The organism is Photobacterium ganghwense (assembly GCF_017329545.1).
GTDB classification, from domain to species: Bacteria; Pseudomonadota; Gammaproteobacteria; order Enterobacterales; family Vibrionaceae; genus Photobacterium; species Photobacterium ganghwense.
This window is the reverse complement of the sequence record NZ_CP071325.1, coordinates 3,378,887-3,405,184: the sequence shown is the minus strand read 5'-3', so window position 1 is coordinate 3,405,184 and position 26,298 is coordinate 3,378,887. Positions and strand designations below refer to the sequence as shown.

Annotated in this window: 24 protein-coding genes; 11 read left to right on the top strand and 13 right to left on the bottom strand. The window is 55.5% G+C overall.

The annotated features are described in order from the left end of the window. Window positions 1-36: 36 nt before the first annotated feature. From ggt to rarD, 4 genes are all read right to left on the bottom strand, one after another. Window positions 37-1,806, bottom strand: coding sequence for a gamma-glutamyltransferase (gene ggt, locus FH974_RS15425; protein ID WP_047887065.1), 1,770 nt, complete (start codon window positions 1,804-1,806; stop codon window positions 37-39). A 90-nt stretch (window positions 1,807-1,896) separates the two neighbouring features. Further along, entirely contained in the window at window positions 1,897-2,556 is a 660-nt protein-coding gene (locus FH974_RS15420; protein ID WP_047887066.1) for a LysE family translocator, read from the bottom strand. A 108-nt stretch (window positions 2,557-2,664) separates the two neighbouring features. Next, complete coding sequence (locus FH974_RS15415; protein ID WP_047887067.1) at window positions 2,665-3,459, bottom strand: AraC family transcriptional regulator; 795 nt, start codon at window positions 3,457-3,459, stop codon at window positions 2,665-2,667. Between the two features lie 150 nt (window positions 3,460-3,609). After that, window positions 3,610-4,551 carry an EamA family transporter RarD gene (gene rarD / locus FH974_RS15410; protein WP_047887068.1) on the bottom strand — a complete coding sequence of 314 codons (942 nt, stop codon included), beginning with the start codon at window positions 4,549-4,551 and terminating at the stop codon, window positions 3,610-3,612. Between the two features lie 264 nt (window positions 4,552-4,815). Between rarD and recQ the strand changes: the two genes are divergently transcribed. The 4 genes from recQ to FH974_RS15390 all read left to right on the top strand — a co-directional run bounded on the left by recQ (window position 4,816) and on the right by FH974_RS15390 (window position 8,808). Continuing rightward, window positions 4,816-6,672, top strand: a complete 1,857-nt coding sequence (recQ, locus tag FH974_RS15405) for an ATP-dependent DNA helicase RecQ (protein WP_047887069.1) — start codon at window positions 4,816-4,818, stop codon at window positions 6,670-6,672. A 389-nt stretch (window positions 6,673-7,061) separates the two neighbouring features. Further along, window positions 7,062-7,364, top strand: a complete 303-nt coding sequence (locus FH974_RS15400) for a DUF3630 family protein (protein WP_053061927.1) — start codon at window positions 7,062-7,064, stop codon at window positions 7,362-7,364. Window positions 7,365-7,547: 183 nt separating this feature from the next. After that, window positions 7,548-8,228 (top strand): 7-cyano-7-deazaguanine/7-aminomethyl-7-deazaguanine transporter, encoded by a 681-nt coding sequence (locus tag FH974_RS15395; protein WP_047887070.1) that lies wholly within the window; start codon window positions 7,548-7,550, stop codon window positions 8,226-8,228. 127 nt (window positions 8,229-8,355) lie between these two features. Beyond that, complete coding sequence (locus FH974_RS15390) at window positions 8,356-8,808, top strand: GNAT family N-acetyltransferase (protein ID WP_047887071.1); 453 nt, start codon at window positions 8,356-8,358, stop codon at window positions 8,806-8,808. A gap of 246 nt (window positions 8,809-9,054) precedes the next feature. On the opposite strand, the gene elbB is transcribed toward FH974_RS15390, so the two are convergent. After that, window positions 9,055-9,705: an isoprenoid biosynthesis glyoxalase ElbB gene (gene elbB, locus FH974_RS15385; RefSeq protein ID WP_047887072.1), complete on the bottom strand. Its 651-nt coding sequence runs from the start codon at window positions 9,703-9,705 to the stop codon at window positions 9,055-9,057. Window positions 9,706-10,112: 407 nt separating this feature from the next. On the opposite strand from elbB, the gene polA reads away from it, so the two are divergent. Then, window positions 10,113-12,884: a DNA polymerase I gene (polA, locus tag FH974_RS15380; protein WP_207103409.1), complete on the top strand. Its 2,772-nt coding sequence runs from the start codon at window positions 10,113-10,115 to the stop codon at window positions 12,882-12,884. A gap of 192 nt (window positions 12,885-13,076) precedes the next feature. Then, window positions 13,077-13,124 (top strand): small protein SpfP, encoded by a 48-nt coding sequence (spfP, locus tag FH974_RS26530; RefSeq protein ID WP_438616993.1) that lies wholly within the window; start codon window positions 13,077-13,079, stop codon window positions 13,122-13,124. A gap of 792 nt (window positions 13,125-13,916) precedes the next feature. Here the strand turns inward: spfP and yihA are convergent. Further along, the gene (gene yihA / locus FH974_RS15375; RefSeq protein WP_047887075.1) at window positions 13,917-14,576 is read right to left on the bottom strand and encodes a ribosome biogenesis GTP-binding protein YihA/YsxC; all 660 of its coding nucleotides are present in this window, start codon (window positions 14,574-14,576) and stop codon (window positions 13,917-13,919) included. A gap of 158 nt (window positions 14,577-14,734) precedes the next feature. Between yihA and FH974_RS15370 the strand changes: the two genes are divergently transcribed. Beyond that, window positions 14,735-15,352, top strand: coding sequence for a c-type cytochrome (locus tag FH974_RS15370; RefSeq protein WP_207103408.1), 618 nt, complete (start codon window positions 14,735-14,737; stop codon window positions 15,350-15,352). 300 nt (window positions 15,353-15,652) lie between these two features. On the opposite strand, the gene FH974_RS15365 is transcribed toward FH974_RS15370, so the two are convergent. Continuing rightward, a complete protein-coding gene (locus tag FH974_RS15365; protein ID WP_047887077.1) occupies window positions 15,653-15,976 on the bottom strand; it encodes a hypothetical protein in 324 nt (107 codons plus the stop codon). 159 nt (window positions 15,977-16,135) lie between these two features. Between FH974_RS15365 and FH974_RS15360 the strand changes: the two genes are divergently transcribed. The 4 genes from FH974_RS15360 (at window position 16,136) to hemN (ending at window position 19,322) form a co-directional block, all read left to right on the top strand. Continuing rightward, a complete protein-coding gene (locus FH974_RS15360; protein ID WP_207103407.1) occupies window positions 16,136-16,777 on the top strand; it encodes a class I SAM-dependent methyltransferase in 642 nt (213 codons plus the stop codon). Then, complete coding sequence (gene yihI, locus FH974_RS15355) at window positions 16,777-17,313, top strand: Der GTPase-activating protein YihI (RefSeq protein ID WP_207103406.1); 537 nt, start codon at window positions 16,777-16,779, stop codon at window positions 17,311-17,313. The genes FH974_RS15360 and yihI overlap by 1 nt, the downstream gene beginning before the upstream one ends. Window positions 17,314-17,325: 12 nt before the next feature. Then, window positions 17,326-17,802, top strand: a complete 477-nt coding sequence (locus FH974_RS15350) for a DUF2489 domain-containing protein (RefSeq protein ID WP_207103723.1) — start codon at window positions 17,326-17,328, stop codon at window positions 17,800-17,802. Window positions 17,803-17,948: 146 nt separating this feature from the next. Continuing rightward, a complete protein-coding gene (hemN, locus tag FH974_RS15345) occupies window positions 17,949-19,322 on the top strand; it encodes an oxygen-independent coproporphyrinogen III oxidase (protein ID WP_207103405.1) in 1,374 nt (457 codons plus the stop codon). A 66-nt stretch (window positions 19,323-19,388) separates the two neighbouring features. Here the strand turns inward: hemN and FH974_RS26345 are convergent, their stop codons facing one another. The 6 genes from FH974_RS26345 to glnA all read right to left on the bottom strand — a co-directional run bounded on the left by FH974_RS26345 (window position 19,389) and on the right by glnA (window position 25,805). Beyond that, window positions 19,389-19,517 carry a hypothetical protein gene (locus FH974_RS26345; protein ID WP_273858125.1) on the bottom strand — a complete coding sequence of 43 codons (129 nt, stop codon included), beginning with the start codon at window positions 19,515-19,517 and terminating at the stop codon, window positions 19,389-19,391. Window positions 19,518-19,782: 265 nt separating this feature from the next. Then, on the bottom strand, window positions 19,783-20,784 hold the full coding sequence (gene add, locus FH974_RS15340) for an adenosine deaminase (RefSeq protein ID WP_207103404.1): 1,002 nt from the start codon (window positions 20,782-20,784) through the stop codon (window positions 19,783-19,785). Between the two features lie 256 nt (window positions 20,785-21,040). Beyond that, entirely contained in the window at window positions 21,041-22,456 is a 1,416-nt protein-coding gene (gene glnG / locus FH974_RS15335) for a nitrogen regulation protein NR(I) (protein WP_207103403.1), read from the bottom strand. A gap of 39 nt (window positions 22,457-22,495) precedes the next feature. Continuing rightward, window positions 22,496-23,548 (bottom strand): nitrogen regulation protein NR(II), encoded by a 1,053-nt coding sequence (gene glnL, locus FH974_RS15330; RefSeq protein ID WP_047887119.1) that lies wholly within the window; start codon window positions 23,546-23,548, stop codon window positions 22,496-22,498. Window positions 23,549-23,667: 119 nt separating this feature from the next. Continuing rightward, window positions 23,668-24,297, bottom strand: coding sequence for a DUF4124 domain-containing protein (locus FH974_RS15325; protein WP_207103402.1), 630 nt, complete (start codon window positions 24,295-24,297; stop codon window positions 23,668-23,670). Between the two features lie 98 nt (window positions 24,298-24,395). Continuing rightward, entirely contained in the window at window positions 24,396-25,805 is a 1,410-nt protein-coding gene (gene glnA / locus FH974_RS15320) for a glutamate--ammonia ligase (protein ID WP_047887083.1), read from the bottom strand. Between the last annotated feature and the right edge of the window lie 493 nt (window positions 25,806-26,298).

Sequence of the window (26,298 nt, the reverse complement as noted above, 5' to 3'; positions counted from 1 at the left end):
AGCGGGCTTTTTCATGGCATCAGACCGGCTGTCCGGTTACTGGGCGATAACCTTGCCTTCGCGCCGCGGGTCGGCGGCCCCTACCAGGTTTTTGCCGTCCAGCTTAATGGCCTGCACACCGGAATTCAGCTCTTTGACCTGGGTCGTAAAGCCGAGCTGCTCCAGCTTCGGTGCCCACTCCGCTGCGGCGGTACCGGCTTCCAGTTCAAACGGGCCGAAGCGGTTGTTCATGTTCGGCAGGCTGATCGCCTGTTGCAGATCTAGGCCCCAGTCGAGATGGCCGACCAGCGTTTTCGCCACATAGCCGATGATCTGGCTGCCGCCCGGTGAGCCGATCGCCATCACCGGTTTGCCGTTTTCCATCACAATGGTGGGTGCCATCGATGAGCGTGGCCGTTTGCCCGGCTCGATACGGTTGGCAATCGGCTGGCCATCGTTATGGCTGCGGAATGAAAAGTCAGTCAGTTCGTTGTTGAGCAGGAAGCCGCGTACCATCAGGCGGGAGCCGAAGCCGTTTTCAATCGTGGTGGTAATTGACACCATGTTGCGGTCTTTGTCGACAATCGCGAAATGGCTGGTGGACGGCAGTTCAATCGACTCATCCGGTGCATAGCGCATGGCATGATCCCAGGCCGGTTGGCCGGCATTCACGCTGGCCAGCGCCTGTTCCCCTTTCAGCAGGGTAGCCCGGGAGCTGAGGTAATCGTCGGCCAGCAGGCCTTTGGTCGGCATCGGCACGTAATCGCTGTCGGCCATGTAGCGGCCGCGGTCAGCGAAGGCGAGGCGGGAGGCGTCGCCCAGCAGGCGCCAGCTGGTCGGGTTATCCGGCCCCAGTTCTGCCAGATTGTAATGGCTGAGCATGCCGAGGATCTGGCCCAGAGTCAGGGCGCCGGAACTCGGTGGCCCCATGCCGCAGATGTCGTATTGGCGGTACGGGGCGCACACCGGCTCACGCTCTTTGACCTGATAGGTGGCCAGATCCATGGTGCTCAGCACGCCGGGATTGCCCGGCGCGGTACGCACGGTCTGGACGATGTCACGGGCGATGTCGCCGGTGTAGAAAGCACTCGCGCCGCGCTCGGCAATCTGGCGCAGGGTATCGGCGTAAGCCGGGTTTGTCAGGGTTTCTCCGGCCTGAATCGGTGTCCCGTCGTCATGGAAAAAATAGGCGCGGGTGGCGTCAAAGCGTTTGAGGGAGTCCTGCTCGCTGGCGACCAGTGCCGCCAGGCGTGGGCTGACGGTAAAGCCGTCTTTCGCCAGTTTGATCGCCGGTTCAAACAGCTTGTTCCAGGCCAGCTTGCCCATGCGCTGGTGGGTGTACCACATCAGCTTGACGGTGCCCGGCGTTCCGACGGAGCGGCCGCCGACCACGGCATCATAAAATTCCAGCGGCTCCCCTTGGTCATTCTGGAACAGCACCGGGGTGACGCCGAACGGCGCGGTTTCGCGGCCGTCAAAAGTAGTCAGCGCTTTTTGGCTGCTGTCCCAATACACCAGAAACGCGCCGCCGCCGATCCCGGACGATTGCGGCTCGGTCAGGCCGAGCACCAGCTGGGTCGCGACCATGGCATCAATCGCATTGCCGCCCTGTTTCAGAATAGCGGCACCGGCTTCGCTGGCATACGGGTTGGCCGAGGCCACCATCCAGTCTTTGCCCTGAACCAGCTGCTGCTGGGTCAGGCCGGTTGCGGCCTCAGGCGCGAGCTGGTCGGTACTCTGCTGCGTGTCTTTGGCGGCCGCATAAGGGGCGCTCGCGATCAGGCAGGCTAACAGGGTCAGTCGGGTGGCAGGGTGCTTCCATGACATATCTCTATCCTTTTCCATGTTTAGGCTGCATTTAGCCTAAAAGCGCTGCGGGTTGCCGTCCACTGTTCGCGTGTATGTTTGTGCAGCAAGTCAAGCAAGCAACAGGTTGAGTAGAATGGTCCCGCCGATGGCGGTGAACAGCAGGCCGCACAGACCGTCGATGATGGGCGTCCAGGCGCGCAGTTTCTGTTGCAGGCGCTCGCCGGTCAGCAGCCACGCCAGCATGGCAAACCACAGAAACGACAGCAGCCACAGCATGCCGATGGCTGAGACCTTACCGCTCAGTGACATGCCCGCCGGTACCAGGGTCGACAGCAGGCTGAGGAAAAACACCAGCGCTTTCGGGTTCAGGATATTAGTGGTAAATCCGCGCGCCAGCGCCTGTCGCTTGCTGGCGATAGTCAGGCCGGGCGAGGTTGATGCGGCAGCGCCACTGGCGTTATGACGCTGTTGCCAGTAGTGCCAGGTGCCTTTCAGGGCGCCAATACCGAGCCACAGTAAGTAGCCGCTGCCAGCGGCCTGCAGCAGGGCAAACAGAGTCGGGTGCTGGTGGATCAGCAGGCTGGCTCCGGTCAGGCTGAGAATCGAGTGGAGCAGGATCCCCAGTGACAGGCCCAGCGCGATCATTACGCCGGTCTGGCGGCCGTATCGCCCGGCATTCTGGACGACCAGGGCAAAATCGGGGCCCGGGCTCATCAGCGCGATAAAGTGAACAGTGAGCAGGGTCAGTAACGTGGTCGCTTCATTCATGGTGATTACTACGGTTAGCGGAAGATAGGGTTATCTTGCCGGGTTTGGCCGTACGGCGCTTGTAGAAAATTCACACCGGAGCGAAAAAGTGGGCGGGAGGATGTGGGGCTAGCGGACCTGGGAGGGCGCAATGCCGAAAGTCTGTTTGAAGGTACGGGTGAAGTGCGCCTGATCGTAAAAGCCGACATGAAACGCGACGTCGGTGCTGCGGTAACCGGCCTTGAGCAGCGCCATGGCATGTTCCAGACGCAGCCGGGCGAGCCAGGCATAAGGGGTAAACCCGGTCGCGGCTTTAAACTGGCGCAGCAGTTGGGACGGGCTGAGGTCGCACAGTGACGCTAAATCGGCCAGGCTGATTTTTTCATCCAGGTGCGCCATCACGTAGTCGCGCAGTTGTTGCAGGCTGTAACGTCCAAGCCGATAAACCGGTTGGGGGCTGGTCTGGCCGTAACGGGTCAGCAGCAGCGAAAAGGTTTCCAGCGGCATACTGTCTTTGGCCAGCTGGGAGGTGTGCGGATCGCTCAGGCACTGGTGCAGGGATGTCAGGCGGCCAAACAGCGCCGGGTCGTCAAGGTGGTGGCGGTTAAAGCCAAAGTCGCGGTGACCGGAAACGGCTTCGGCCTGATCGGCCAGCCAGTCCGGGTCGATACTGAACACTTTCACCTGATAGCCGTCGCTGCCGATAGGAGTCCCATCATGCATCACATCCGGCGGCATCAGAATGGTGGCACCGGGACCGGCATAGTGACGGGTGCCGTGGCTGTAAAATGCCTGCTGGCCATGGGTAATCAGGCCGATGTGGTAATCCAGGTGGTAATGGCGTTTGAAGGCGAAGCTCTGGTAATGCCCGTCAATCAGGTTGATCGCCGCAATGTTACTTTTCTGATGGCTGATCTTGTCCATACTTTTTCCTTCATTCTCTGCCCTGTGCCGATGGAGTGATTCCCCCTTCGTCGCACAGCCTACCGCTGTCCTTCAGTCGAACATCATCAGTAGAGCATAATTGGCCGGTGCAGACTTGTAAAAAATTCACAACCGGCCATGGCGGGAAGGTCAGGCTTTGGCAGCCGAGTCGGCAGCGGCCTTGGCGGCGGCTTTCAGGCGTCGCTGGTGGCGGTGGCCTTTAATGCCGTCCACGCTGAACAGCACCAAGGCTGCCCAGATGAAGCCGAAGGTATACACCTTGTCAGCGGTGAACTGCTCACCGTACAGGGTGATGGCCAGCAGGAACATCAGGCTCGGGCCGATGTACTGGAAAAAGCCCAGGGTCGACAGTTTCAGCTTGGTCGCGGCACCGGTAAAGCACAGCAACGGCAGGGTAGTGACAATCCCCGCCGCCATCAGCAACAGGTTGGTGGACGGGGCGTTGGCCGTCCAGTCTGAGGTCGCGCTCTGAGCGATGAACAGGACATAAATGGCTGCCAGCGGCAGCAGCAGGCTGGTTTCCATAAACAGGCCGGTCTGGGCATCCAGGCTGATTTTCTTGCGCAGCAGGCCGTACAGACCGAAGCTGGCGGCCAGGGCCAGAGCAATCCACGGCAGCGAGCCAAACTGGATCAGCTGAACCGCAACGCCAATCCCGGCCAGTGCGACGGCCAGCCATTGCATCGGGCGTAACCGCTCGCCGAGAAACACCATGCCGAGCAGCACGTTCAGCAGCGGGTTAATGTAGTAGCCCAGGCTGGCATCCAGCATGTAGTTGTTGTTGACCGCCCAGATAAACATCAGCCAGTTACCACCGACCAGGGTTGAGGTCGCGACCAGCATCAGCAGGATTTTTTTCTGGCTCAGCACGGCCCGCACCTTGCCCCAGCCTTTACTCAGCATCACTAACCCGGCCAGGAAAAAAAACGACCAGATAATGCGGTGGCTGAGAATTTCCAGCGCGCTGACTTGCTGGAGCGCCTTGAAATAAATCGGTGCGATGCCCCACATGGTGTAAGCCGAAAGCGCGAGGATCACCCCCCGCTGGGTTTGTTTGCTTTGTTCGTCCATGTATTCCTGAGAACCTGAGAAAATTGTGCAGAAGGTAAGGACGGGTAACAGAATGCTTCACCCGTATATGTCAGGGCAGTATAAATCGTGATCGAAATCAATACTATTGTCTTTTTTCTCTGCACGTCTTGCTAAGCTCGGGGCGCGATCCGACCGGGTCTCAGCCGGTAGCTGTGCTCCCAATGGGTGGCGGATTGGTATAGAATAGCCAGCCTTATGACCCCCGCCGCCACGGCGGAAAGCTATCTTCAGTCGAGTCTATCTATGTCAGCCAGCCCAGCCAGTCAGTCCGAACCATCCCGCTCACCGTTAGAGGTGTTGCAGGCGGTATTCGGCTACCAGACATTTCGCTGTGGTCAACAGTCGGTGATAGAAGCGGCAACAGCAGGGCAGGACTGCCTGGTGATCATGCCGACCGGCGGCGGGAAATCGCTTTGCTATCAAATTCCGGCGCTGTTGCGCGAGGGCCTGACGCTGGTGGTGTCGCCCCTGATCTCGCTGATGAAAGATCAGGTGGACCAGCTGCGGGCCAACGGGGTCGCCGCTGCCTGCCTGAACTCGACCCAGTCACGGGAAGAGATGCAGGCGACCCTGGACGCGATGGCCAGTGGGGAGATCAAGTTGGTGTACGTGTCGCCGGAGCGCCTGCTGGGACGGGAATTCACCGAACGGTTGAGCCAGCTGCCGCTGAGCCTGCTGGCGGTGGATGAAGCGCACTGTATTTCCCAGTGGGGACACGATTTCCGGCCGGAGTATGCGGCGCTGGGCTCGATTCGCCAGCACCTGCCGACGGTACCGGTGATCGCTCTGACTGCGACCGCCGATGACACTACCCGCCAGGATATCGTGACGCGCCTGGCGCTGACCGAGCCGCACTCTTACTTGGGTAGCTTCGACCGCCCGAACATCCGCTACACCCTGCAGGAAAAGTACAAGCCGATGGTTCAGCTGATCCAGTATCTCAAGGATGTACGCGGCCAGTCGGGGATTGTGTATTGCAACAGTCGCAAGCGGGTGGAGCAGATCAGCGAAAAGCTCAATGAAAGCGGGATGCGCGCGGCGGCCTATCATGCCGGGATGGAGCATGATGAGCGGGCCTGGGTGCAGGAGGCGTTCCAGCGTGATGATATCCAGATCGTGGTGGCGACTGTAGCGTTCGGGATGGGCATCAACAAGCCCAACGTCCGGTTTGTGGTGCATTTTGATATTCCGCGCAATATTGAGTCGTACTACCAGGAGACAGGCCGGGCCGGCCGTGACGGACTGCCGGCGGAAGCGGTCATGTTCTATGACCCGGCGGATCTGAGCTGGCTGCGCCGCTGTCTCGACGAAAAAGAAGATGGCCCGCAGAAGCAGGTCGAGGGGCACAAACTCAATGCGATGGGGGCGTTTGCTGAAGCGCAGACCTGTCGTCGCCTGGTTCTGCTCAACTATTTTGGTGAAGCTCGGGAAGCCCCGTGCGGTAACTGTGATATCTGCCTTGACCCGCCCAAGCATTTTGATGCCCTGGAAGCGGCCCAGAAAGCCCTGTCCTGCGTGTATCGGGTTAACCAGAGTTTCGGTATCACCCATGTGGTGGAAGTGCTGCGTGGGATGCAAAACCAGCGTATCCGTGAACACGGCCATGACAAGTTGTCGACCTATGGCATCGGCCGCGAGCACAGCCATGAATTCTGGGTCAGCATTTTGCGCCAGCTGATCCATCGGGGCTTTCTCACCCAGAGTATTCTGCACAGTTCGACGTTGCAGCTGACCGAAAAGGCGCGCAGCGTGTTACGGGGAGATATCGCGCTGGAACTGGCCGTCCCGCGGTTGGATACCGCGGTGCGCAGTGCCAAAAGCAGCAAACTGGCTAACCGTCAGTACGATAAAAAGCTGTTTGCTAAGCTGCGGAAACTGCGTAAAGCGATTGCCGATGAAGAAGAGTTGCCGCCGTACGTGGTGTTCAACGATGCGACCCTGATGGAAATGGCTGAACGTCTGCCGACTTCAGCGGGGGCGTTGTTGACGATCAATGGGGTGGGCCAGCGCAAGCTGGAGAAATACGGCACCGCCTTCATGAACGTGATTGAAGATCACCTGACCGTGGGTCACGACATGCCGTATGCCGTGTCATCGTAATAGGTTCTTGTGACGGAGTCGGAGCGTTACTCTGGCTGCCGCGAGGGAGCGGCAAGGCACGGTATGCAGCACTACTATGCGAAAAAACCGGGCGAAAACATCGGGCGAAAAAAAACCGGGCATTTCCGCGCCCGGTCAAAATGCGTTATAGAGCAACGCCGGCAGGCCGCCGGAGTGCATCTTTCGCTACAAAACAGCTTGCGTATTTGGTGAGAATGTGAATTTTCACCGATGCTGGCCAGGTCACGCTCGACAGGGCGTGGCGGCAGCACGGCAATAAGACCATGGATTGCCATCCAAGAACAGCGCACGGATACCCCTTGATACGCATAGCAACACTTAGTTACAGGAAAGTATGCGCTGAAAGCACTACAAGAAGGAATTACCCTATGGCTTTGACTGCCCGTTTCACCTGCCGTCGCCTCGATATGGAGCATAACTTGCTGGAAATCGATGGCCCTGAGTTTGATTTTGACAGCTTTGCCAATGTCGTCGCGCCGCTGCTGACGCAGCTGGAACTGCAGGTGCTGGAGCGGGAGCTTAACGCCGACTTGCATGTCTGGCTGGTGGATTTTGAGGGCTGCCGCCTGATGCTTAAAGGCGAGCATTACAGTGGCCAGCTCTGGCTGGAAGGACTCGACAGTGAAGCCCGACCGACGCTGGCCTATCTGGCGACGATGCTGCAGGGCTGATGGGCTAAGCGCCGCTATGCTTTACAGCAGCCGGCGCTGAAATAACAGGTCAGGGGTGGAAATGGCAGGCGGCTGGCTAACCGAACTGATTGCTGTATAATCGCCGCCTTCGGTTGCTGCTCCGGTTCGGATCGGTGGCAGCGTTTTGGGTTCCCTCTCCCCCAATGACAAAAAGGTCTCACAATGACGACTTCGCAATTTACTCCCGCGCAACAGCGCAACGCTCTGTTTTACCTGGTGGCTTTCCACCTGCTGATTATCGCATCCAGTAACTATCTGGTGCAGCTTCCTTTCACCGTGATGGGCCTGCACACGACCTGGGGTGCGTTTACGTTTCCGTTTATCTTCCTGGCGACCGACCTGACCGTTCGGATCTACGGGGCTGCGATGGCCCGGAAAATCATTTTCTGGGTGATGCTCCCGGCGCTGGCGATTTCTTATCTGCTGTCGGTACTGTTTTTCCAAGGGGAATTCCAGGGACTGTCTCAGGTGGGTGAGTTTAATCTGTTTGTGGCCCGGATCGCGATCGCCAGCTTTATGGCCTATTTGCTGGGACAGATCATGGATATCTCGGTGTTCAACCGCCTGCGCCAGACCCGCCAGTGGTGGGTTGCGCCGAGCTGTTCCACCTTGTTTGGTAATGCGCTGGATACCATCGCATTTTTCGCCATTGCGTTTTACCAGAGCCCGGATCCGTTTATGGCCGAGCACTGGGTGGAAATCGCACTGGTGGATTACGGCTTTAAACTGGTGATCAGTCTGGGGCTGTTTGTCCCAATGTATGGCGTGTTGCTGAACTACCTGATCCGCCGCCTGACCACGCTGGCGCCGGACAATCAGGCCGGGCGTTCGCAAGCCGCGTAATCGTCAGGTGGACAGCGGGGGATTTCCCGCAATAATGGGGACAGGTTTAGGTCGGCATCAGCCGGCCTTTTCTTTATTATTTTCTTTCTCTGCGTAACGGCGCAGCCTGACTCAATCGGAGGCAATCATGTCAGAGGGCATCATGAAGATACGCGAAGCAAGCATTGACGAAGCGGTGGTGGTACTGGCTCAGATTGCGGAGTTTGCGGCACCGGCTGACAAAGCCGCGCTGTCGGCGCGGCTGCGGGGACGACAGCCGCTGATTCTGGTGGCCGAGCGGGACGATGCCCTGATTGGTGTCAAGATTGGTTATCGCTTGTCCGAGACCTGCTTTTACAGCTGGCTGGGGGGCGTGGCACCGGCAGGCCGTTGTCACGGTGTTGCCCAGGCGCTGCTGGAAGCGCAGGAGCAGTGGGTCGAGCAGCAGGGGTATCAGGCGTTGCGGGTAAAATCGCGTAACCGGTTTCCGGCAATGTTGCGGTTATTGCTTCGCAATGGCTATCTCATTGAACATATGGAAAAAAAAGACGGCATTGAGGATTATCGCCTGCATTTTGTGAAGACCCTGACAAGCAAATGACAATAATTCGCAATAAAAAGCTTGCAAGTTAAATGAGAATGGTTATTATTAACTTGCACTCAGCGAGGAAGTCGAACAACTCTGACTCGTATGAAGGCACGACATTGCTCACATTGCTTCCAGTGTACTTCAGCTAAGGTGAGTTTTTAGTGTAGGGCTGAAAACGAAAACCTCTTCTGCTGAGCGGCAGCTACAACCCCTGAGAGGACTTGTAGCGCCGCTTTTTTCTTTTCCGGGCCCGGTAAATCAGGCCAGCTTCACCAGCTGCTGGACCAGCTTATCAATCCCCGCAGCGGCTTCCGAAATACTGCCCGCCAGCATATAGGCCGGTGTCGACAGCAAACAGCGTTCCTGATCGAACACAAAATCATCGACCGGGCATTCGATATGCTCGCCACCCATCTGGTTGAACGCTTTGGCGGTTTCCGGATCATTGCCGATCGTGCCTTTTGCCCCTTCCCCGTAGATCAGCGGGATCAGCGCCGGAGAAATACACAGGTAGCCGGCGGGTTTTTCTTCCTCGGCAAACTGCTGGCAGACCCGTTTCACGTCCGGGTGAATCGTACAGTTCGGGCCGGCAAAGGCGAAGTCAGACAGGTTTTTGGCAGCGCCAAAACCGCCCGGCAACAGCAATCCGTCGTAGTCGGTCGCATTGAGGGTGGCGATATCCTCAATGTTGCCGCGGGCAATACGTGCCGCCTCCACCAGAACATTCCGGGTTTCCGGCATTTCTTCCCCGGTGAGGTGGTTGATCACATGATGCTGATTCATATTTGGCGCAAAGCAGTGCCAGCTGGCGCCCGCTTTTTCAATGGCATGCAAGGCCAGCACCGCTTCGTGGATCTCCGCGCCGTCAAAGACCCCGGCGCCGCTTAAAATGACCGCGATTTTCTTCATAATGGTTTCCTTTATGGTCAGAGATGTCTGTTTTACACGCTATCCGGCTTATTTCATATCGGTCTGTTAACGTTTTCCACAATTAATGATCATTTTAGGATCAAAGATCTTTTTTGGGTTAATTTTGTAAGTCCATGTTTTTATTTGGATATTTTTGATTATTCAAGTTTTTTCAAAAACTTGATCAACGGCCATGTTTGAACTACTAACAAAGTTATCCACAGGTTGGGGCGAATTGTGCAAAAACAGCGGTTAACAGTTGCAGGCTGTCATGGCATCCTAGAGCCTGTTGATTTTAACCGTGCTGTTGCTGCAAGAGCAGTAACGGCGTGTCCCGGTGGCGGGCGTGAATCAGTCACCCAGACCACGACCTAACTCTTTCATCCCCCGGATATAAGAATATCTTTATGGCAACTATCCCAGAAAATCCACTAATCCTGATTGACGGATCCTCGTATCTGTACCGTGCCTACCATGCGGCGCCGAATCTGACGAACTCAGACGGTGAGCCGACCGGCGCGGTGTTTGGCGTGGTGAATATGCTGCGCAGCCTGCTTCGTCAGTTCTCGACCGAGCATATCGCGGTGGTGTTTGACGCCAAAGGCAAGACGTTCCGTGATGACTTGTATGCCGAGTACAAAGCTAACCGTCCGCCAATGCCGGATGATCTGCGTGCGCAGGTTGAGCCACTGCATGCGGTGATCAAAGCGATGGGACTGCCGCTGATCGCGGTAACCGGGGTGGAAGCCGATGACGTGATCGGCACGCTGGCCACTCAGGCGTCGAAAGCCGGTATGCCTGTGCTGATCAGTACCGGCGATAAAGATATGGCGCAGCTGGTGGATGAAAACGTCACCCTGATCAACACCATGACCAATGTGGTGATGGATCCGGAAGGCGTCGTGGAAAAGTTTGGCATTGGCCCGGAACTGATCATCGACTACCTGGCGCTGATGGGGGACAAGGTCGACAATATTCCGGGTGTACCTGGAGTGGGTGAAAAGACGGCGAAAGCCCTGCTGACCGGCATTGGTGGTCTGGATGCGTTGTACCAGAACCTGGATGTCATTCCGGCGCTGGGTTTCCGCGGCTCGAAAACCATGGCGCAGAAGCTGCTGGATAATAAAGACGCGGCGTACCTGTCGTATGAGCTGGCAACCATCAAACTGGATGTAGAGCTGGACTTTGCCCCGCATGAGTTGGTGAAGGGCGAGCCGGATACTGATGAGCTGACCCGTCTGTTCGGCAAATTGCAGTTCCGTCGCTGGCTGGCCGAAATGCTCGATGGCAGCGATGGCCGCATTGTTGCGGATGAATCTGCAGCGCAGGCCGCAGCACCGAAAAAAGACGTGGCCCCGGTGATTGACCGCAGTGGTTACGAGATTGTGCTGGATGAAGCGACGTTTGAAGCCTGGTTGACCACTCTGAACAACGCCGAGGTGGTGGCGTTTGATACCGAAACCGACAGCCTGGATTACATGGTCGCGAACCTGGTCGGCGTGTCGTTCGCGGTTGAAGAAGGCAAAGCGGCGTATGTGCCGGTCGCGCACGATTATCTGGATGCACCGCAGCAGCTGGACCGTGACTGGGTGCTCGCCAAACTGAAACCGCTGCTGGAAGATCCGAACAAAGCCAAGGTCGGCCAGAACCTGAAGTACGATGCCAGTGTGCTGGCCCGCTACGATATCGAGATGCAGGGGATTCGGTTCGATACCATGCTGGAGTCTTACGTTTATAACAGCGTGATTGGCCGCCATGATATGGACAGCCTGTCGTTGCGTTACCTGGAGCACAAGACCATCAGCTTCGAGGAAATTGCCGGCAAGGGCAAGAAACAACTGACCTTCAACCAGATCGATCTGGCAGAAGCAGGCCCGTACGCGGCCGAAGATGCGGATATTACTCTGCGTCTGCATAATCTGCTGATCGCCAAAGTGCACGCAGATGACAAGCTCAAGTCGGTGTTTGAAGATATTGAAATGCCGCTGGTCCCGGTTCTGTCTCGCATGGAGCGTACCGGGGTTCTGATTGATACCAAGAAACTGGGTACCCAGTCGGCTGAAATTGCCAAACGTCTCGACGAGCTGGAAAAAGACGCCTACGAAGTGGCTGAGCAGGAGTTCAACCTGAGCTCGCCGAAACAGCTGCAGGCGATCCTGTTCGAGAAAATGGGACTGCCGGTCCTGAAGAAAACTCCGTCCGGCACGCCGTCAACGAACGAAGAGGTACTGCAGGAGCTGGCACTGGATTACCCGCTGCCGAAACTGATCCTGGAATACCGCGGCCTGGCCAAACTGAAATCCACCTACACTGACAAACTGCCGAAGATGGTGAATCCGGCGACGGGGCGTGTACATACGTCTTACCATCAGGCTGTGACAGCAACTGGTCGTTTGTCTTCCAGCGATCCGAACCTGCAGAATATCCCGGTTCGAAATGAGGAAGGACGCCGTATCCGCCAGGCCTTTGTGGCACCGGAAGGTTACAAAATTCTGGCCGTCGACTATTCCCAGATTGAGCTGCGCATCATGGCGCATCTGTCTGGGGATCAGGCACTGCTTGACGCTTTCCGTCACGGCAAGGATATCCACGCTGCGACGGCGGCTGAAATTCTGGGGATTGCACTGGACGAAGTCAGCAGCGAGCAGCGTCGCCGTGCTAAGGCCATCAACTTTGGCCTGATTTACGGCATGAGCGCGTTTGGCCTGGCTAAGCAACTGGGAATGGGCCGAAATGAGGCGCAGGACTACATGAATGTTTACTTCGAGCGCTACCCGGGCGTGCTGGAGTACATGGAAAGCACCCGTACTCAGGCCAGCGAGCAAGGGTATGTAGAAACCTTGTTTGGCCGTCGCCTGCATTTGCCGGATATTAAGTCGCGTAACGGGATGCGCCGCAAAGCCGCAGAACGGGCCGCGATCAACGCCCCGATGCAGGGCACTGCGGCAGACATTATCAAACGGGCCATGGTGCTGGTCGATGAATGGATTGGTCAGCAGCCGCAAGATCGGGTCCGTTTGCTGATGCAGGTGCACGATGAACTGGTGTTCGAAGTGAAAGCGTCGGATGTGGAGCAGGTGTCTGCCGATGTTCGCCGTCTGATGGAATCAGCGGCAGAGTTGGATGTGCCATTGATTGCCGATGCCGGCATGGGGGATAACTGGGATCAGGCCCATTAATACCGTCTGACGGATACAACATGCGTCATAAGAATAGCCAGCGTTGCTGGCTATTTTTTTAGGCAAAATTACACCCGTAATTAATAGTGTTATGTATAAATTAATTACGGTTATATGAAAAAAAACTACAGAAAGGTCTTTTCAATGCTGAGCAATTGATATACAGTTAGCGACGTAGGGTACAGAGGTAAGATGTTCTATCTTTCAGACCTTTTGTTTCACGTTATTGGATTTGGCTGATTCAGCCGCCCTGACCATTTGGTCAGGGCGTTTTTTATTGGGCCAAATAACCCGCATCGTCTCCTTTCTGCGCTGTTTTTCCTGTTCGCTGACGTTTAGTTTCTCCCCGATACCGCGTACCGGCTGCTTTGACACCCCCTTTTTCCGGTCAATATTCTTAGACACTGAATGCCATACCACCAATCCGATGATTTATCAGACAAAATGTCTGAGTAAGCATCATTTTATCTGTTTCTAGAGTATTTACTTTAAAAAGAGCGAGGGGCTCGGTATAATGCAGTCTGCTTCTTGTTCATATTTGTTTCTGGTAGCGGGTCTGTGGCCGGCTAGCCAACAAATCCATGAATTAGCCACCTCACATTTGAGGTGGCTTTTTTTTATCTGTCACTGCTCGTTTATGTAATTTTATTCCAGTATTGGTCTTTAATGAGATTGTCTGGACCGCTTAATTCTTCTCAACAAAGAACTTTTCCGGAGCCTTATGCCGGGTTGCTGGCCGCATGTGGCTGTAGCCGACGCGAAGGTGAAGGAAAGGGATGGTAAAGAGTGAAAATGAGGAGTGGAACGGGAGCTGAGGCGGAGAGGTAACCAGCCCCGAGCAGGAACCGACCGGGAAAAGGCTTGCGTTACCGGGGGAAATCACAGATGCTTTTCGGACAATAAAAGAAAAAAACCTCCTATTTCTCTCCCGTTGCCCCACCCCAGCGGTGGGGATATTTTTCAACATCGCACACCAAATAAAAAAGCTCCCGGGCGGGAGCTTTGTCTTGGGATGATGCGAGCCATTCAGGATCACTCCTGGTCGTCGATACCCTCATTTTCTTCCAGCAGTGCCAGCTGACGGGCCAGCTCGGGCGCAAACCAGCTGTCCAGTTTACGGCGCACCTGATCCACCCCAATGCCTTTCAGTGAGGAGAAGGCTTCAACGTCAATGTCGCCGCCAAACGTGGTAACGGTTTCGCGGACTTTCAGCAGCTGTTGTTTACGGGCACCGCTTTTCAGTTTGTCGGCCTTGGTCAGCAGAACCAGTACCGGCAGGCGACTTTCCACGGCCCACATGATCATTTGCTGGTCGAGATCTTTCAGCGGATGGCGGATATCCATCAGGACAACCAGACCTTCCAGGCACTCACGTTTTTGTAGGTATTCACCCAGTGACTGCTGCCATTTCAGTTTCATTTCCAGCGGAACCTGAGCATAGCCATAGCCCGGCAGGTCGATCAGGTTGCAGCCCGGTACCACTTCAAACATGTTAATCAGCTGGGTACGGCCCGGGGTTTTAGAGGTACGCGCCAGACTCTTTTGGTCCGTAATGCGGTTTAGCGCACTGGACTTCCCCGCATTGGAGCGGCCAGCAAATGCAATCTCAACGCCTGTATCGTTCGGCAAGTGTCGGATAGTAGGTGCACTTGTGATAAATCCTGTATTTCTATAGTTGAGAGGTTGATTCACTGTTAACTCCGTCAAGTCTTGATGTAGTCGACTGATTACTTTTATGTGAAATTGTGTAAAATGGACCAAAACCGTGCTTGGTGTGTGGTCGCATTGTATACCATGTCACCGAGCATTACTTGTGGTACTGGAAGCTCAATAATTATAAACGGAATGTCATGAAGAAATTAGCACTGATATTGACTCTTCTGGCCAGTTGCTCAGCCTTGGCCCAGGGAGATGCGGAAGCCGGAAAAGCAAAAGCTGCAACTTGTGCCGCCTGCCACGGTGCAGATGGTAACAGTATTATGGCCCAATACCCGAAAATTGCTGGTCAGCACGCGGGTTACCTGGAAAAACAGCTGAAGGAATTCAAGCTGGCGATGAGCACTGGCGGCAAGCAAGGCCGTAACGATCCTGTGATGGGTGGCATGGCAATGCCGCTGTCAGAGCAGGACATGGCGGACTTGGCAGCCTACTACTCCTCACTGCCTATCTCAGACAACACATCGACTGAAGCCTCTGTTGGTATCGCCCAGTCTCTGTACCGTGCCGGTGATCCGGAGCGTGGCATTACAGCCTGTACGGCCTGTCATGGTCCACGTGGTAATGGTACCAGTCTGTCAGGATTCCCGAAAATTTCGGGCCAGAACGCAGAATACGTGAAGCTGCAGCTGGAGAAATTCCGCTCAGGTCAGCGCACTAACGACATGAACAGCATGATGCAATCAGTAGCCGCGAAGCTGACTGATGATGAAATTGCTGCCTTGTCTCATTATGTTGGTGGTCTGCACTAATTCACTAACGCCACAGGCTTCCAGTCGGCAGTGAGTAAGAAGGTAGCTTCGGCTACCTTTTTTCTTGGCTGCGATTTATTGCGGCAGATCCTGCAAGAAAACAACACTTTCCGCTTGCTCCTGGTCCCTCTATCGGCAATGGCTGACAGGATTGTAAGAGATCGCCGATTTCTGCTTCGGGTTGTCACTGAATCTTTATGTGATGCCTGACTTCTTCTCTTTACATCACAACCGGTTAGGTGAGCTGAAATAAAGTTTCAGCGCAGCCGTGGGCTCCCTGCCATTGTTCCTCTGCACATTTCACGTAAAGTAGGCTCCATCTTCAGGAGGAAGACCGTAGGCCGGAGTGCTTACGACCGGACGGCATACCGGTTCGACAGACAGGAAGCCAGGACTGCAGCGGCAGGAGGTCACCGCAGTCTGTGTCAGGACAGACACGCCAAGAACACAAACCGCTTTTCCCACGGACGACCACAAGTCATCAGGAAGATGAACAACAACAAAAGGTTGGCAGGGCAGCAACAACAATAAAAGAACAGTGCTGACCAGGGTGACACTCAGGTGAGGATCAACCAGACAGGTTAACGCCAGCAATGGCGGCACCAACAGGCGGCAGGGTGGCAAACCTTGTCGCCTTTTTTCTTTCCATCTCCTTCCCGCTATTTCTTATCCGGCAGGCTCGATAGGGTGTGCACATTTCGTTCGCAATTCATGCTATGATACCCGGCTTGATCGAGTTCAGTGGCGAGACCCGACATGGGGCGCCAATATCGGAGAGCTGTAATGCAAACATGTCCGCTGTGCCAGACGGAAGGCGCGAGCGCATTCCATCAGGACAAGCGCCGTCAGTATTTTCGTTGTGGTGAGTGTGCTCTGATTTTTGCTGATCCGGCAGCTCGACTGAGCCCGGAAGAAGAAAAAGCGCACTATGATCTGCATGAGAACAATCCGAATGACGACGGTTACCGACGATTTCTCAACCGTCTGGCTGAGCCGCTGACCGAGCGCTTGGGCCAGCCGGCATTGCACGGACTGGACTTTGGCAGTGGCCCGGGGCCGACGTTGTCATTGATGCTGACCGAAGCCGGTCATGAGATGGCGATTTACGACCCGTATTTTGCCGCGGATCCGGCGGTGCTGGCCGAATCCTACGATTTCGTGACTTGCACTGAAGCGATTGAACATTTTTACACGCCTGCCAGGGAGTGGGGGCTGCTGCTTGGACTGGTGAAACCCGGCGGTTGGCTGGGCCTGATGACCAAGTTGGCAACGGATGCAGATGCCTTTTCGCGATGGCATTACAAGAACGACCCGACCCACGTCAGCTTTTTCAGCCGTGAGACGTTTCGCTATCTGGCGCAACGGGATGGCCTGAATGTCGAGTTTGTCGGAAATGATGTAATTTTGCTGAGGAAAACCCAGTAATGACCCGTAAGAAAAAGACCCGTAAACCAGGTTCGGAAGGCCCTGCTGTTTATACCGATAAATCCCGTAACCAGCTGGATATCGAAGGCATCAAGCGCAAGAAAGAGCGCAAGCGTAAAGGCCTGAAATCCGGCAGCCGCCATTCTGCAGAGCAGGCGGCGACAGGACGTGCTGCCGGGCAGCGCAAAGATCCTCGTCACGGCAGCAAAAAGCCGGTGCCATTGATTGTGGACACCAAGCCGCAAACGAAACAGCAACATCGTATGTCGGCTGAGCAAGAACTGGCGATGCTGGAAAATGATGCGCAACTGATGGTACTGCTGGACCGTATTGAAGCCGGTGAAAAACTGGGTGCCGGTCTGCAGAAGCAGGTTGACCAGAAACTGGATCGCATCGAGCAACTGATGAGCCAGTTGGGTCTGCTGGAGGACGATGAGCCTGAGTTGGAAGCGCAGCCAAAAGCTTCGCGCCGCAGTGACGATGACCTGCTGGATCAGTTTGAAAATATGGATTTTGACGACTTCGACAAGGAGTAACCCTTGCAGGATATGACGCTATGGCTAGGGCTGGCCGGTTTGATCATTGCCGGGCTGGCCAGCTATGCCGGTTATTTATTGTTTAAACTGTATCAGCAAACCCAGCGCCACAAGGCGTTCATTGCCCGCGCAGAGCGTCTGCAGGAAGAGGGCATTAAACAGCGCAATGCCAATATTATGGAAAGCGTGCTGATTATTGCTCAGGCTGGCAAGCAGGACGAGTGCGATATGTCGGAAATCTCGATTCGTCTCTACAAGCTGATGGAAGTGCTGCAGGGCGAATTGCAGGTTGATTTTGCCGCTCAGTACCCAGCGATGTATGAGCTGTATCAGGTGGTGAAAGACATGCCGCGCGGTGATTCGCGCCGGACTCTGGAGAAGAAAGAGCGCATGAAGCTCGATATGATCCGGATGAAAGCCGAAGCCCGTCTGGTTGATGATATTAAAGTTGAGCTGGATCGAATCTTAGCAGCCAACGTCACGGCATAATAACCCGCAGAATCTTCCCCTGGTTGTCCCGCAGCCAGGGGATTTCTGATCTGGGTGGCACTTTAGTTCTCTTTTAACTACATCTTTAATCAAGTTGTGGCACACTTGGGCCATCGCAATATCCCCAATCTTAGTGGAAGTATGTCATGTCAAATGAACAGATAATCTGGGATCAGGCCCTTATCGAAAAGTACAACTACTCGGGCCCGCGCTATACCTCATACCCAACCGCCCTGGAGTTTCACGAAGCCTTTACGTCGGCTGAATTTGATATGGCCTGCGCTCGCTATCCGGATCGCAAGCTGTCGCTGTATGTGCACATCCCTTTTTGTCACAAACTTTGTTACTACTGCGGCTGTAATAAGATCATTACCCGTCACCAGCATAAAGCGGATCAGTACCTGGATGCGCTGGAGCAGGAAATCCGCCAGCGTGCCAGCCTGCTGGGCGATCGCGATGTCAGTCAGCTGCACTGGGGAGGCGGCACGCCAACGTTCCTGACCAAACCACAGATCAGCCGACTGATGGGCTTGCTGCGTGAGCAATTTCGGTTTGCCCCGGATGCCGAGATCAGCATCGAAATCGATCCGCGGGAAATTGAGCTGGATATGCTGGATCACCTCAGGGCAGAAGGGTTCAACCGTCTGAGTATCGGGGTGCAGGATTTCAACAAAGAAGTTCAGAAACTGGTGAACCGCGAGCAGGATGAAACCTTCATCTTTGCACTGGTTGAGCGGGCCCGTGAACTGGGATTCCGTTCCACCAACCTGGATCTGATTTACGGTTTGCCGAAGCAGACCCGTAGTGGCTTTGCGGACACTTTGGCGCAGGTGCTGACCATGCGTCCGGGCCGTCTGTCAGTCTTTAACTACGCCCATATGCCGACCTTGTTTGCGGCGCAGCGGAAAATCAAAGATGAGGATCTGCCGCAGGCCAACGAGAAGTTGACCATTTTGCAGGACACTATTGCTATGCTGACCGGTGCCGGTTACCAGTTTATCGGGATGGATCATTTTGCTCTGCCGGACGATGAGCTGGCCGTGGCCCAGCGCCAGGGCGTGCTGCACCGCAACTTTCAGGGTTACACCACTCAGGGGGATTGTGACCTGCTGGGCCTCGGGGTATCCGCCATATCCATGATTGGCGACTGTTATGCCCAGAACCAGAAAGAGCTGAAAAAATACTATGCCAGCGTGGGCGAACAGCGTGAAGCGTTGTGGAAAGGGGTGTCGCTCGACAGTGATGACCTGGTGCGCCGGGAAGTGATTAAGTCCCTGATTTGTAACTTCCAGCTGGATAAGGCCGCGATTGAGGCGCAGTACGGCGTGGCATTTGACACGTACTTTGCCGAAGATCTGGCGCTGCTCAAAACATTTATTAATGATGAACTTGTCACCGTGGATGACGGCAGTATCCGGGTGGCTCCCAAAGGTCGTCTGCTGATCCGCAACATTTGCATGTGTTTCGACAAATACCTGCGCGATCGGGCCCGTCAGCAACAGTTTTCCCGGGTTATCTAATCCCTGGGAAGGCAAAAGCCCCGCGTCCTTAACGGCGCGGGGCTTTTTTATGGCTGGCCATCACGGTTAACCATTTAGCATGTTCACCGCGGCAATCAGTGCCAGTACACCGGCAGCAAAGTGACCCGGGCCGGCGGCCACAAGTTCGCTGACGGCAGGCATTGCCACGCTGATTGAAAACAGACTTTCCAGCATGGTGGGGTTCCCACTGTTGTTTCTTGTTGGTTGTTGAGTGCAGGGTAATTCCAACCCATGACCCGATTCAGGTTTGTACCTTCAGTGCCTGCTGGCAGGGCCAGCCTGAAGTTGGGGGTATTTTACGCAAAAACCCCGGTGATGGAATGGGGTTAGTTCAAAAAGTGAACACTATTGGTAAAATAATTGATAATTTACGGGCCGGATGAAATCCTGCTCCCGCCTGAGCGGGAGCAGGGGATGAGGTGAGGATGAAGCTGGCGACTTAGCGCTGTGCTGCTTTGTCTCGCAGTGCCTGCTTGTCACTGTCTGACAGGAATGCCAGCTCCAGGCCGTTGATCTGTGCCTGGCGAATTTGTGCTTCGGTCAGACCCGCCTGAGGCGCGGCGACTTCGTATTCGTAAGGCAGTTCAATGCCTTCGACCGCCGGGTCATCGGTATTCAGACACGCCAGAATACCGTGATCCAGAAACTGCTTAACCGGGTGAGAAGCCAGCGAAGCAACGGTGCTGGTCTGAATGTTCGACGTCAGGCACGACTCGATGCCGATGCGGTGCTCTGCCAGATAGTCCATCAGGGCAGGATCTTCAATCGCTTTTACGCCGTGGCCGATACGCACTGCGCCCAGTTCCTGAATGGCCTGCCACATGCTTTCCGGCCCCGCGGCTTCACCAGCATGAACGGTGACTCGCAGTCCGGCATCACGCACTTGCTTGAAGTGGTTGACGAACTGTACGCCCGGCTGGCCCAGCTCGTCACCGGCCAGGTCAATCGCGACCAGATGATTTTTCTGGGTCAGCAGCGCATCCAGCTCCTGCTGGCAGGCAGCTGTCCCGAAAGTGCGGCTCATGATACCGATCAGGTTCGCTTGAATACCGAAGTCCCGGCATCCGGCCTGTACCCCGTCCACCACGGCTTCCACCACACCAGCAACCGGCAGGTTGTGTTTCATCGCCATGTAATACGGCGAAAAACGCAGTTCCGCGTAGTCAATCTGGGCGTTCAGCGCATCTTCAACGTTTTCGTAAGCCACGCGGCGGCAGGCATCCAAATCGCCCAGCACGGCAACGCCCCAGTCCAGCTTTGACAGGAACGCGACCAGTGACGGCTCGGCTTCCACGATCTGGACGTGGGGACGCAGGGATTCGATATCTGTGGCCGGCAGAGCCATGTTGAATTTCTGGCCCAGATCCAGAATGGTCTGAATGCGGATGTTGCCATCGAGATGGCGGTGAAGGTCAGTTAACGGCAGGTGGTTGCTAATCATAGTTATCGATATCCCAAGAAAAGCGTCAGTATACGCAAGTCGACTATGACATTCATTATAGTTAGCCCTGGAATCCACCGGGCCGGGAAGAATGGGCGGGCACGCTTACCCGGGCTGTTGATCGGTATGGGAGTTGGCTGCTTGTGGTCAAGGTAGTGGTTGTGATGGGTTGCGGTGCCTTGTTCCTTGTTCCTTGTTCCTTGTGCCTTGTGCCTTGTGCCCGGCCCCGGAGCAACCGGGGCTGGGCGGCGATCACTCAGTCGCTGGCAATGTTGAGCTCCTTGAGTTTGCGGGTCAGGGTATTGCGCCCCCAACCCAGCAGCCGGGCGGCTTCCTGCTTGTGCCCGTGGGTATGCTCCAGCGCGGCTTCCAGCAGAATTTTCTCAAACTCCGGCAGAGCTTCGCCGAGCAGGTTCTGGTTGCCCAGACGCAGGTTCTCGGTAGCCCATTTTTCCAGCGCATGATGCCAGTGTGGATCGGTACTGTCTTCGTCCTGGCTACGGGTGGAGGTGGTCAGCTCCGGGGGTAAATCGGCCGGTAGGATTTCCGAACCGCTTGCCATTACGGTGAGCCAGCGGCAGGTATTTTCCAGCTGGCGAACGTTACCCGGCCAGTCGAGAGTGGTGAGCGCGTCTTCGGTTTTCGGATGCAGGGTTTTGACTTCGACCCCGAGCTCGTCAGATGCCCGTTTCAGGAAATGGCGGGCCAGCTGAGGGATGTCCTGGCGGCGGTCTTTGAGTGCCGGCAGGTGCACCCGAATCACATTGAGGCGGTGAAACAGATCTTCCCGGAAATCACCCTTGGCAACCAGCCGTTCAAGGTTCTGGTGGGTCGCGGCAATGATGCGGACATCCACATTGATGGGCGAATGCCCGCCCACCCGGTAAAACTGGCCATCGGCCAGCACCCGCAGCAGCCGGGTCTGAATATCCAGCGGCATGTCCCCGATTTCATCCAGAAACAGGGTACCGCCATTGGCCTGTTCGAAGCGCCCTTGGCGAATGTTGTTGGCGCCGGTGAAGGCTCCTTTTTCATGACCGAACAGCTCCGATTCAATCAGATCTTTCGGGATGGCCGCCATGTTCAGGGCGATAAACTCTTTGTGGCTGCGTGGGCTGTGGCGGTGCAGGGCATGGGCAACCAGCTCTTTACCGGTCCCCGATTCACCGTTGATCAGGACGGAAATGGAAGAGCGTGACAGCCGGCCAATGGCGCGAAACACTTCCTGCATGGCCGGTGCTTCGCCAATGATCTCCGGGGCATTTTTTTCCAGAGACACCGGCGCTTGCTGGCGTTTTTGCTCTTGGCTGTGGGTGACGGCACGCTCAACCAGGCTGACTGCCTCGTCAATATCAAACGGCTTAGGCAGGTACTCAAAGGCGCCTTCCTGATAGGCATTGACGGCGGCATCCAGGTCCGAGTGGGCGGTCATGATGATGACTGGCAAGGTCGGATAATCTACCTGCAAGTTGCGCAGCAGGGTCAGGCCGTCAGTGCCCGGCATCCGGATATCCGAGACCAGAACATCCGGGACGCTGCGTTCCAGGGCGTCCATGACACTGTCGGCATCGGCAAAGGTTTCACACTTCAGTCCGGCGGCATTCAGGGTGCGTTCCAGTACCCAGCGGATCGAACTGTCGTCATCGACGACCCAGATTAGTCCTTTGCTCATAGTGAATCCTCTTGTTGTTCGGCGGGTCGGTTGCCCGCTTTATGACTTAATCGGTAAATACAGGGTGAACTTGGTATGGCCGGGCCAGCTCACCACTTCAATCTTGCCGTGATGCTGGTCGATCAGATTCTGGGCGATCGACAGTCCTAATCCGGTGCCGCCTTCACGGCCGGTCACCATGGGGTAGAACAGGGTGTCCTGAATATCACTCGGGATCCCCGGGCCGTCATCAATGATGTCTATCTTGGCGGCAACCCGGTAGCGGCGGCCATGGATCAGCGTCTGGTGGGCGGTCCGGGTTTTCAGGGTGATGTTGCCGCCGCCGTGCTGCTGCAGCACCTGGGCGGCATTGCTGACAATATTGAGAATGGCCTGCTCCAGCTGTTCGGGGTCCATGTCAAACGGTGGCAGGCTGGGATCGTAGTCCCGGTGCAGGTAGATATTGTCACCGCAGTCGACGCTGACCAGCTGGCGGACTTTTTCCAGCACAACGTGGATATTGTCTTCGTGGCGGACACCGGGCCGCTGCGGGCCAAGCAGGCGGTCGACCAGATTCCGCAGGCGGTCGGCCTGCTCGATAATCATCTGGGTGTACTCGGTGTAGCTCGGGTCCGGGAGGGTTTTTTCCAGCAGCTGCGCCGCGCCGCGCAGGCCGCCCAGCGGGTTTTTGATCTCGTGGGCAAGGCCGCGTACCAGCTCTTTGGCTGCCTGTTGCTGGGCATGCTGGCTCAGCTCCTGACTGATCCGGCGTTGCTGGTCAATCGGTTTGAGCTCGAGCAGGATCAGCAGCTCCCGCTGCCAGGATAGCGGGCTGGCACTCAGCTCCAGGGTATGATGGCGGCTGTCGATCACAAAGGTGACTTCACTGTCTGCCAGCCCCTGACCGCTTTGCAGGGTGGCTTGAACCAGACTCAGGTCGAGCGAGGTATGTTGCAGCAAATCCGGAAAGCGGGTGTTATCGAGCCGCCGTTTACTGAACGACAGCAGCTGCTCCGCCGCCGGATTGACGTAACGAATCGTCAGGGTTTCATCAAGCAGTACGACTGCGGTAACCAGATTGTCCAGAATCAGGGGAGAAAATTCGTCCGTCACAATTACCATCCTTGTCCATATTCTCATCATGGTGCATGGAACTGGCGATGCACCAACTTGGTGCAATCAAGTGTAGCCTGTCTGTCTGGTAACGTGAACGAAAAATTCAGCCTTGCCTGTTACTTGGGCACTGGCTGGGGCTGGGTTCGCTGCAGGACGCTGGCACGGTGCAGAAAGACAGTGACTGTCTCTGAAGATGCAATAACCTTGCCGTATTTTAAGAGTTCGACTTGAAGCGTGTGCTTGCCGCGATCAATATTGGTGAGCTGCCAGTCCAGATCTGTCTGAGCGCGACCGATGACCTTGCCATCCAGCCGCAGGTGGGCAGTATGACCTTTATTGAGTTTGCGATTACTGGTGGCGGTCACTGTAATGGTGCCACTGTTGTCACGGATCGTCTGCTGGTGGGCCGGTGTCAGCATGCTGATGATAGGCTGGGCCAGGGCATCATCGCTGGGGCTGGCCGGATCCGCGTCGGTTACGCTGGGGTCAGAGATGCTGTCGGACGGACTCACCTCAGACGTGGTATCCAGTATGGTGTCGGGCTCAGCGGCCGGGGGCTCGACTTCCGGGGCTTTGAGTGCCAGCGGTTTGGCTCCGGGACGGGGTTGATCGCTGAAATGGACGACGCCATCGGCATCTTCCCAGGTATACAGTGTCGACTGAGCCCATGCCGGGGCGGCAAGCAGGCTGAAAAGCAGCAGGGTCGTGGGTTTCATAGCAGCACCGGTGAAGGTCGTCGTGGACATATCTCCATTGTTGGACCCGGTCTGACCAACGGCAAGTGTAAAAAGGCCGGCTTGTGAAGCCGGCCTAAAAGTAACGCTGTGATTACACTGCGAATTTCTTATACAGAGTAGTACAGTTCGAATTCCAGTGGGTGCGTCGCCATGTTGATCTTCTGCACGTCCTGAGTTTTCAGAGCGATGTAAGAATCAATGAAGTCATCAGAGAACACGCCGCCAGCGGTCAGGAACTCACGATCTTCGTCTAGGCACTGAAGCGCTTGTTGTAGTGATTCTGCAACCTTTGGAATCTCTGCTGCTTCTTCAGCTGGCAGATCGTACAGGTCTTTATCCATCGCTTCCCCTGGGTGGATCTTGTTCCGGATACCGTCAAGACCCGCCATCAGCATGGCTGCAAACGCCAGGTATGGGTTTGCTGCTGGATCTGGGAAGCGCACTTCGATACGACGCGCTTTCGGGCTTGGTACCACAGGGATACGGATAGAAGCAGAACGGTTACGCGCTGAGTAAGCCAGCATTACTGGTGCTTCGTAGTGAGGAACCAGACGCTTGTACGAGTTGGTCGACGGGTTAGTCAGTGCGTTCAGTGCACGTGCGTGCTTGATGATACCGCCGATGTAGTACAGAGCCATTTCAGACAGGCCGCCGTATTTGTCGCCCGCAAACAGGTTCTGACCGTCTTTCGCCAGAGATTGGTGTACGTGCATACCAGAACCGTTGTCGCCCACCAGTGGTTTAGGCATGAAGGTCGCGGTTTTGCCGAAAGCGTGTGCGACGTTGTGTACAACGTATTTGTAGATCTGGATTTCGTCCGCTTTGGTTGTCAGCGTGTTGAAGCGCGTGGCGATCTCGTTCTGACCTGCAGTCGCGACTTCGTGGTGGTGTGCTTCAACAACCAGGCCCATCTCTTCCATGATCAGACACATGGCTGAACGGATATCCTGAGAAGAATCAACCGGCGCCACTGGGAAGTAACCGCCTTTCACGCCTGGACGGTGACCTTTGTTACCGCCTTCGATGTCAGAACCTGTGTTCCATGCCGCTTCGATGTCGTCAATCTTGAAGAAAGAACCAGACATATCGGTCGAGAATTTCACGTCATCGAACAGGAAGAATTCTGGTTCTGGACCAACCAATACAGTGTCAGCGATGCCAGTTGAGCGCATGTAGTCTTCTGCGCGTTTAGCGATAGAACGTGGGTCGCGATCGTAGCCCTGCATAGTCGCAGGTTCCAGGATGTCACAACGAATGTTCAGAGTGGCATCTTCTGTGAACGGGTCCAGTACTGCTGATGATGCGTCTGGCATCATTACCATGTCTGATTCGTTGATGCCTTTCCAGCCAGCAACAGAAGAACCGTCGAACATTTTACCTTCTTCAAAGAAGTCGGCATCAATCTGGTGAGCTGGGATAGAGATATGCTGCTCTTTACCTTTGGTATCGGTAAAGCGTAGGTCAACAAACTTGACTTCGTTTTCCTGGATCAGCGCGAGTACGTTTTCAACTGACATCTTGAGTAACCTCCGGTGTTAGATTGGGCAACGGGCCACAAAATAGGTAATGAGCATGCATTGCTCAGCTAAAATCTATTAAGCGAGAACCGTGCCAACTTTTAAAAGCCCCAAAACAGCGCATTAGCGTGAGTAAAAGGGCAAATGCGCACTTCTGATGCACCAACTTGGTGATGCTGTGCACCATTGTGGTGCGATTGGTGACAAGTCCCGTCTTTCCTGGTGCGCGCCATTACTATTAGTCCATGGTCGCATATTGTCAATTGCTGCTGGCGGGAGTTTCAGGAAAAAGTGGTCGGTTTCATGGAAACGTCAAATAAAGAGGGGAACGGCCGGAAGTCGCTGCCATTATTCAGCTTAAATCGCCCAAACGGCGGGGGATACGGGGGCATGGTGCGCTTGAGCGCAAAAAAGCCGGTGATATAAATCACATAATAGGTGGGTTTTGACGTAAAATCTGTTAGATTATGAGCCGTTTTTTTAACCACGTGGC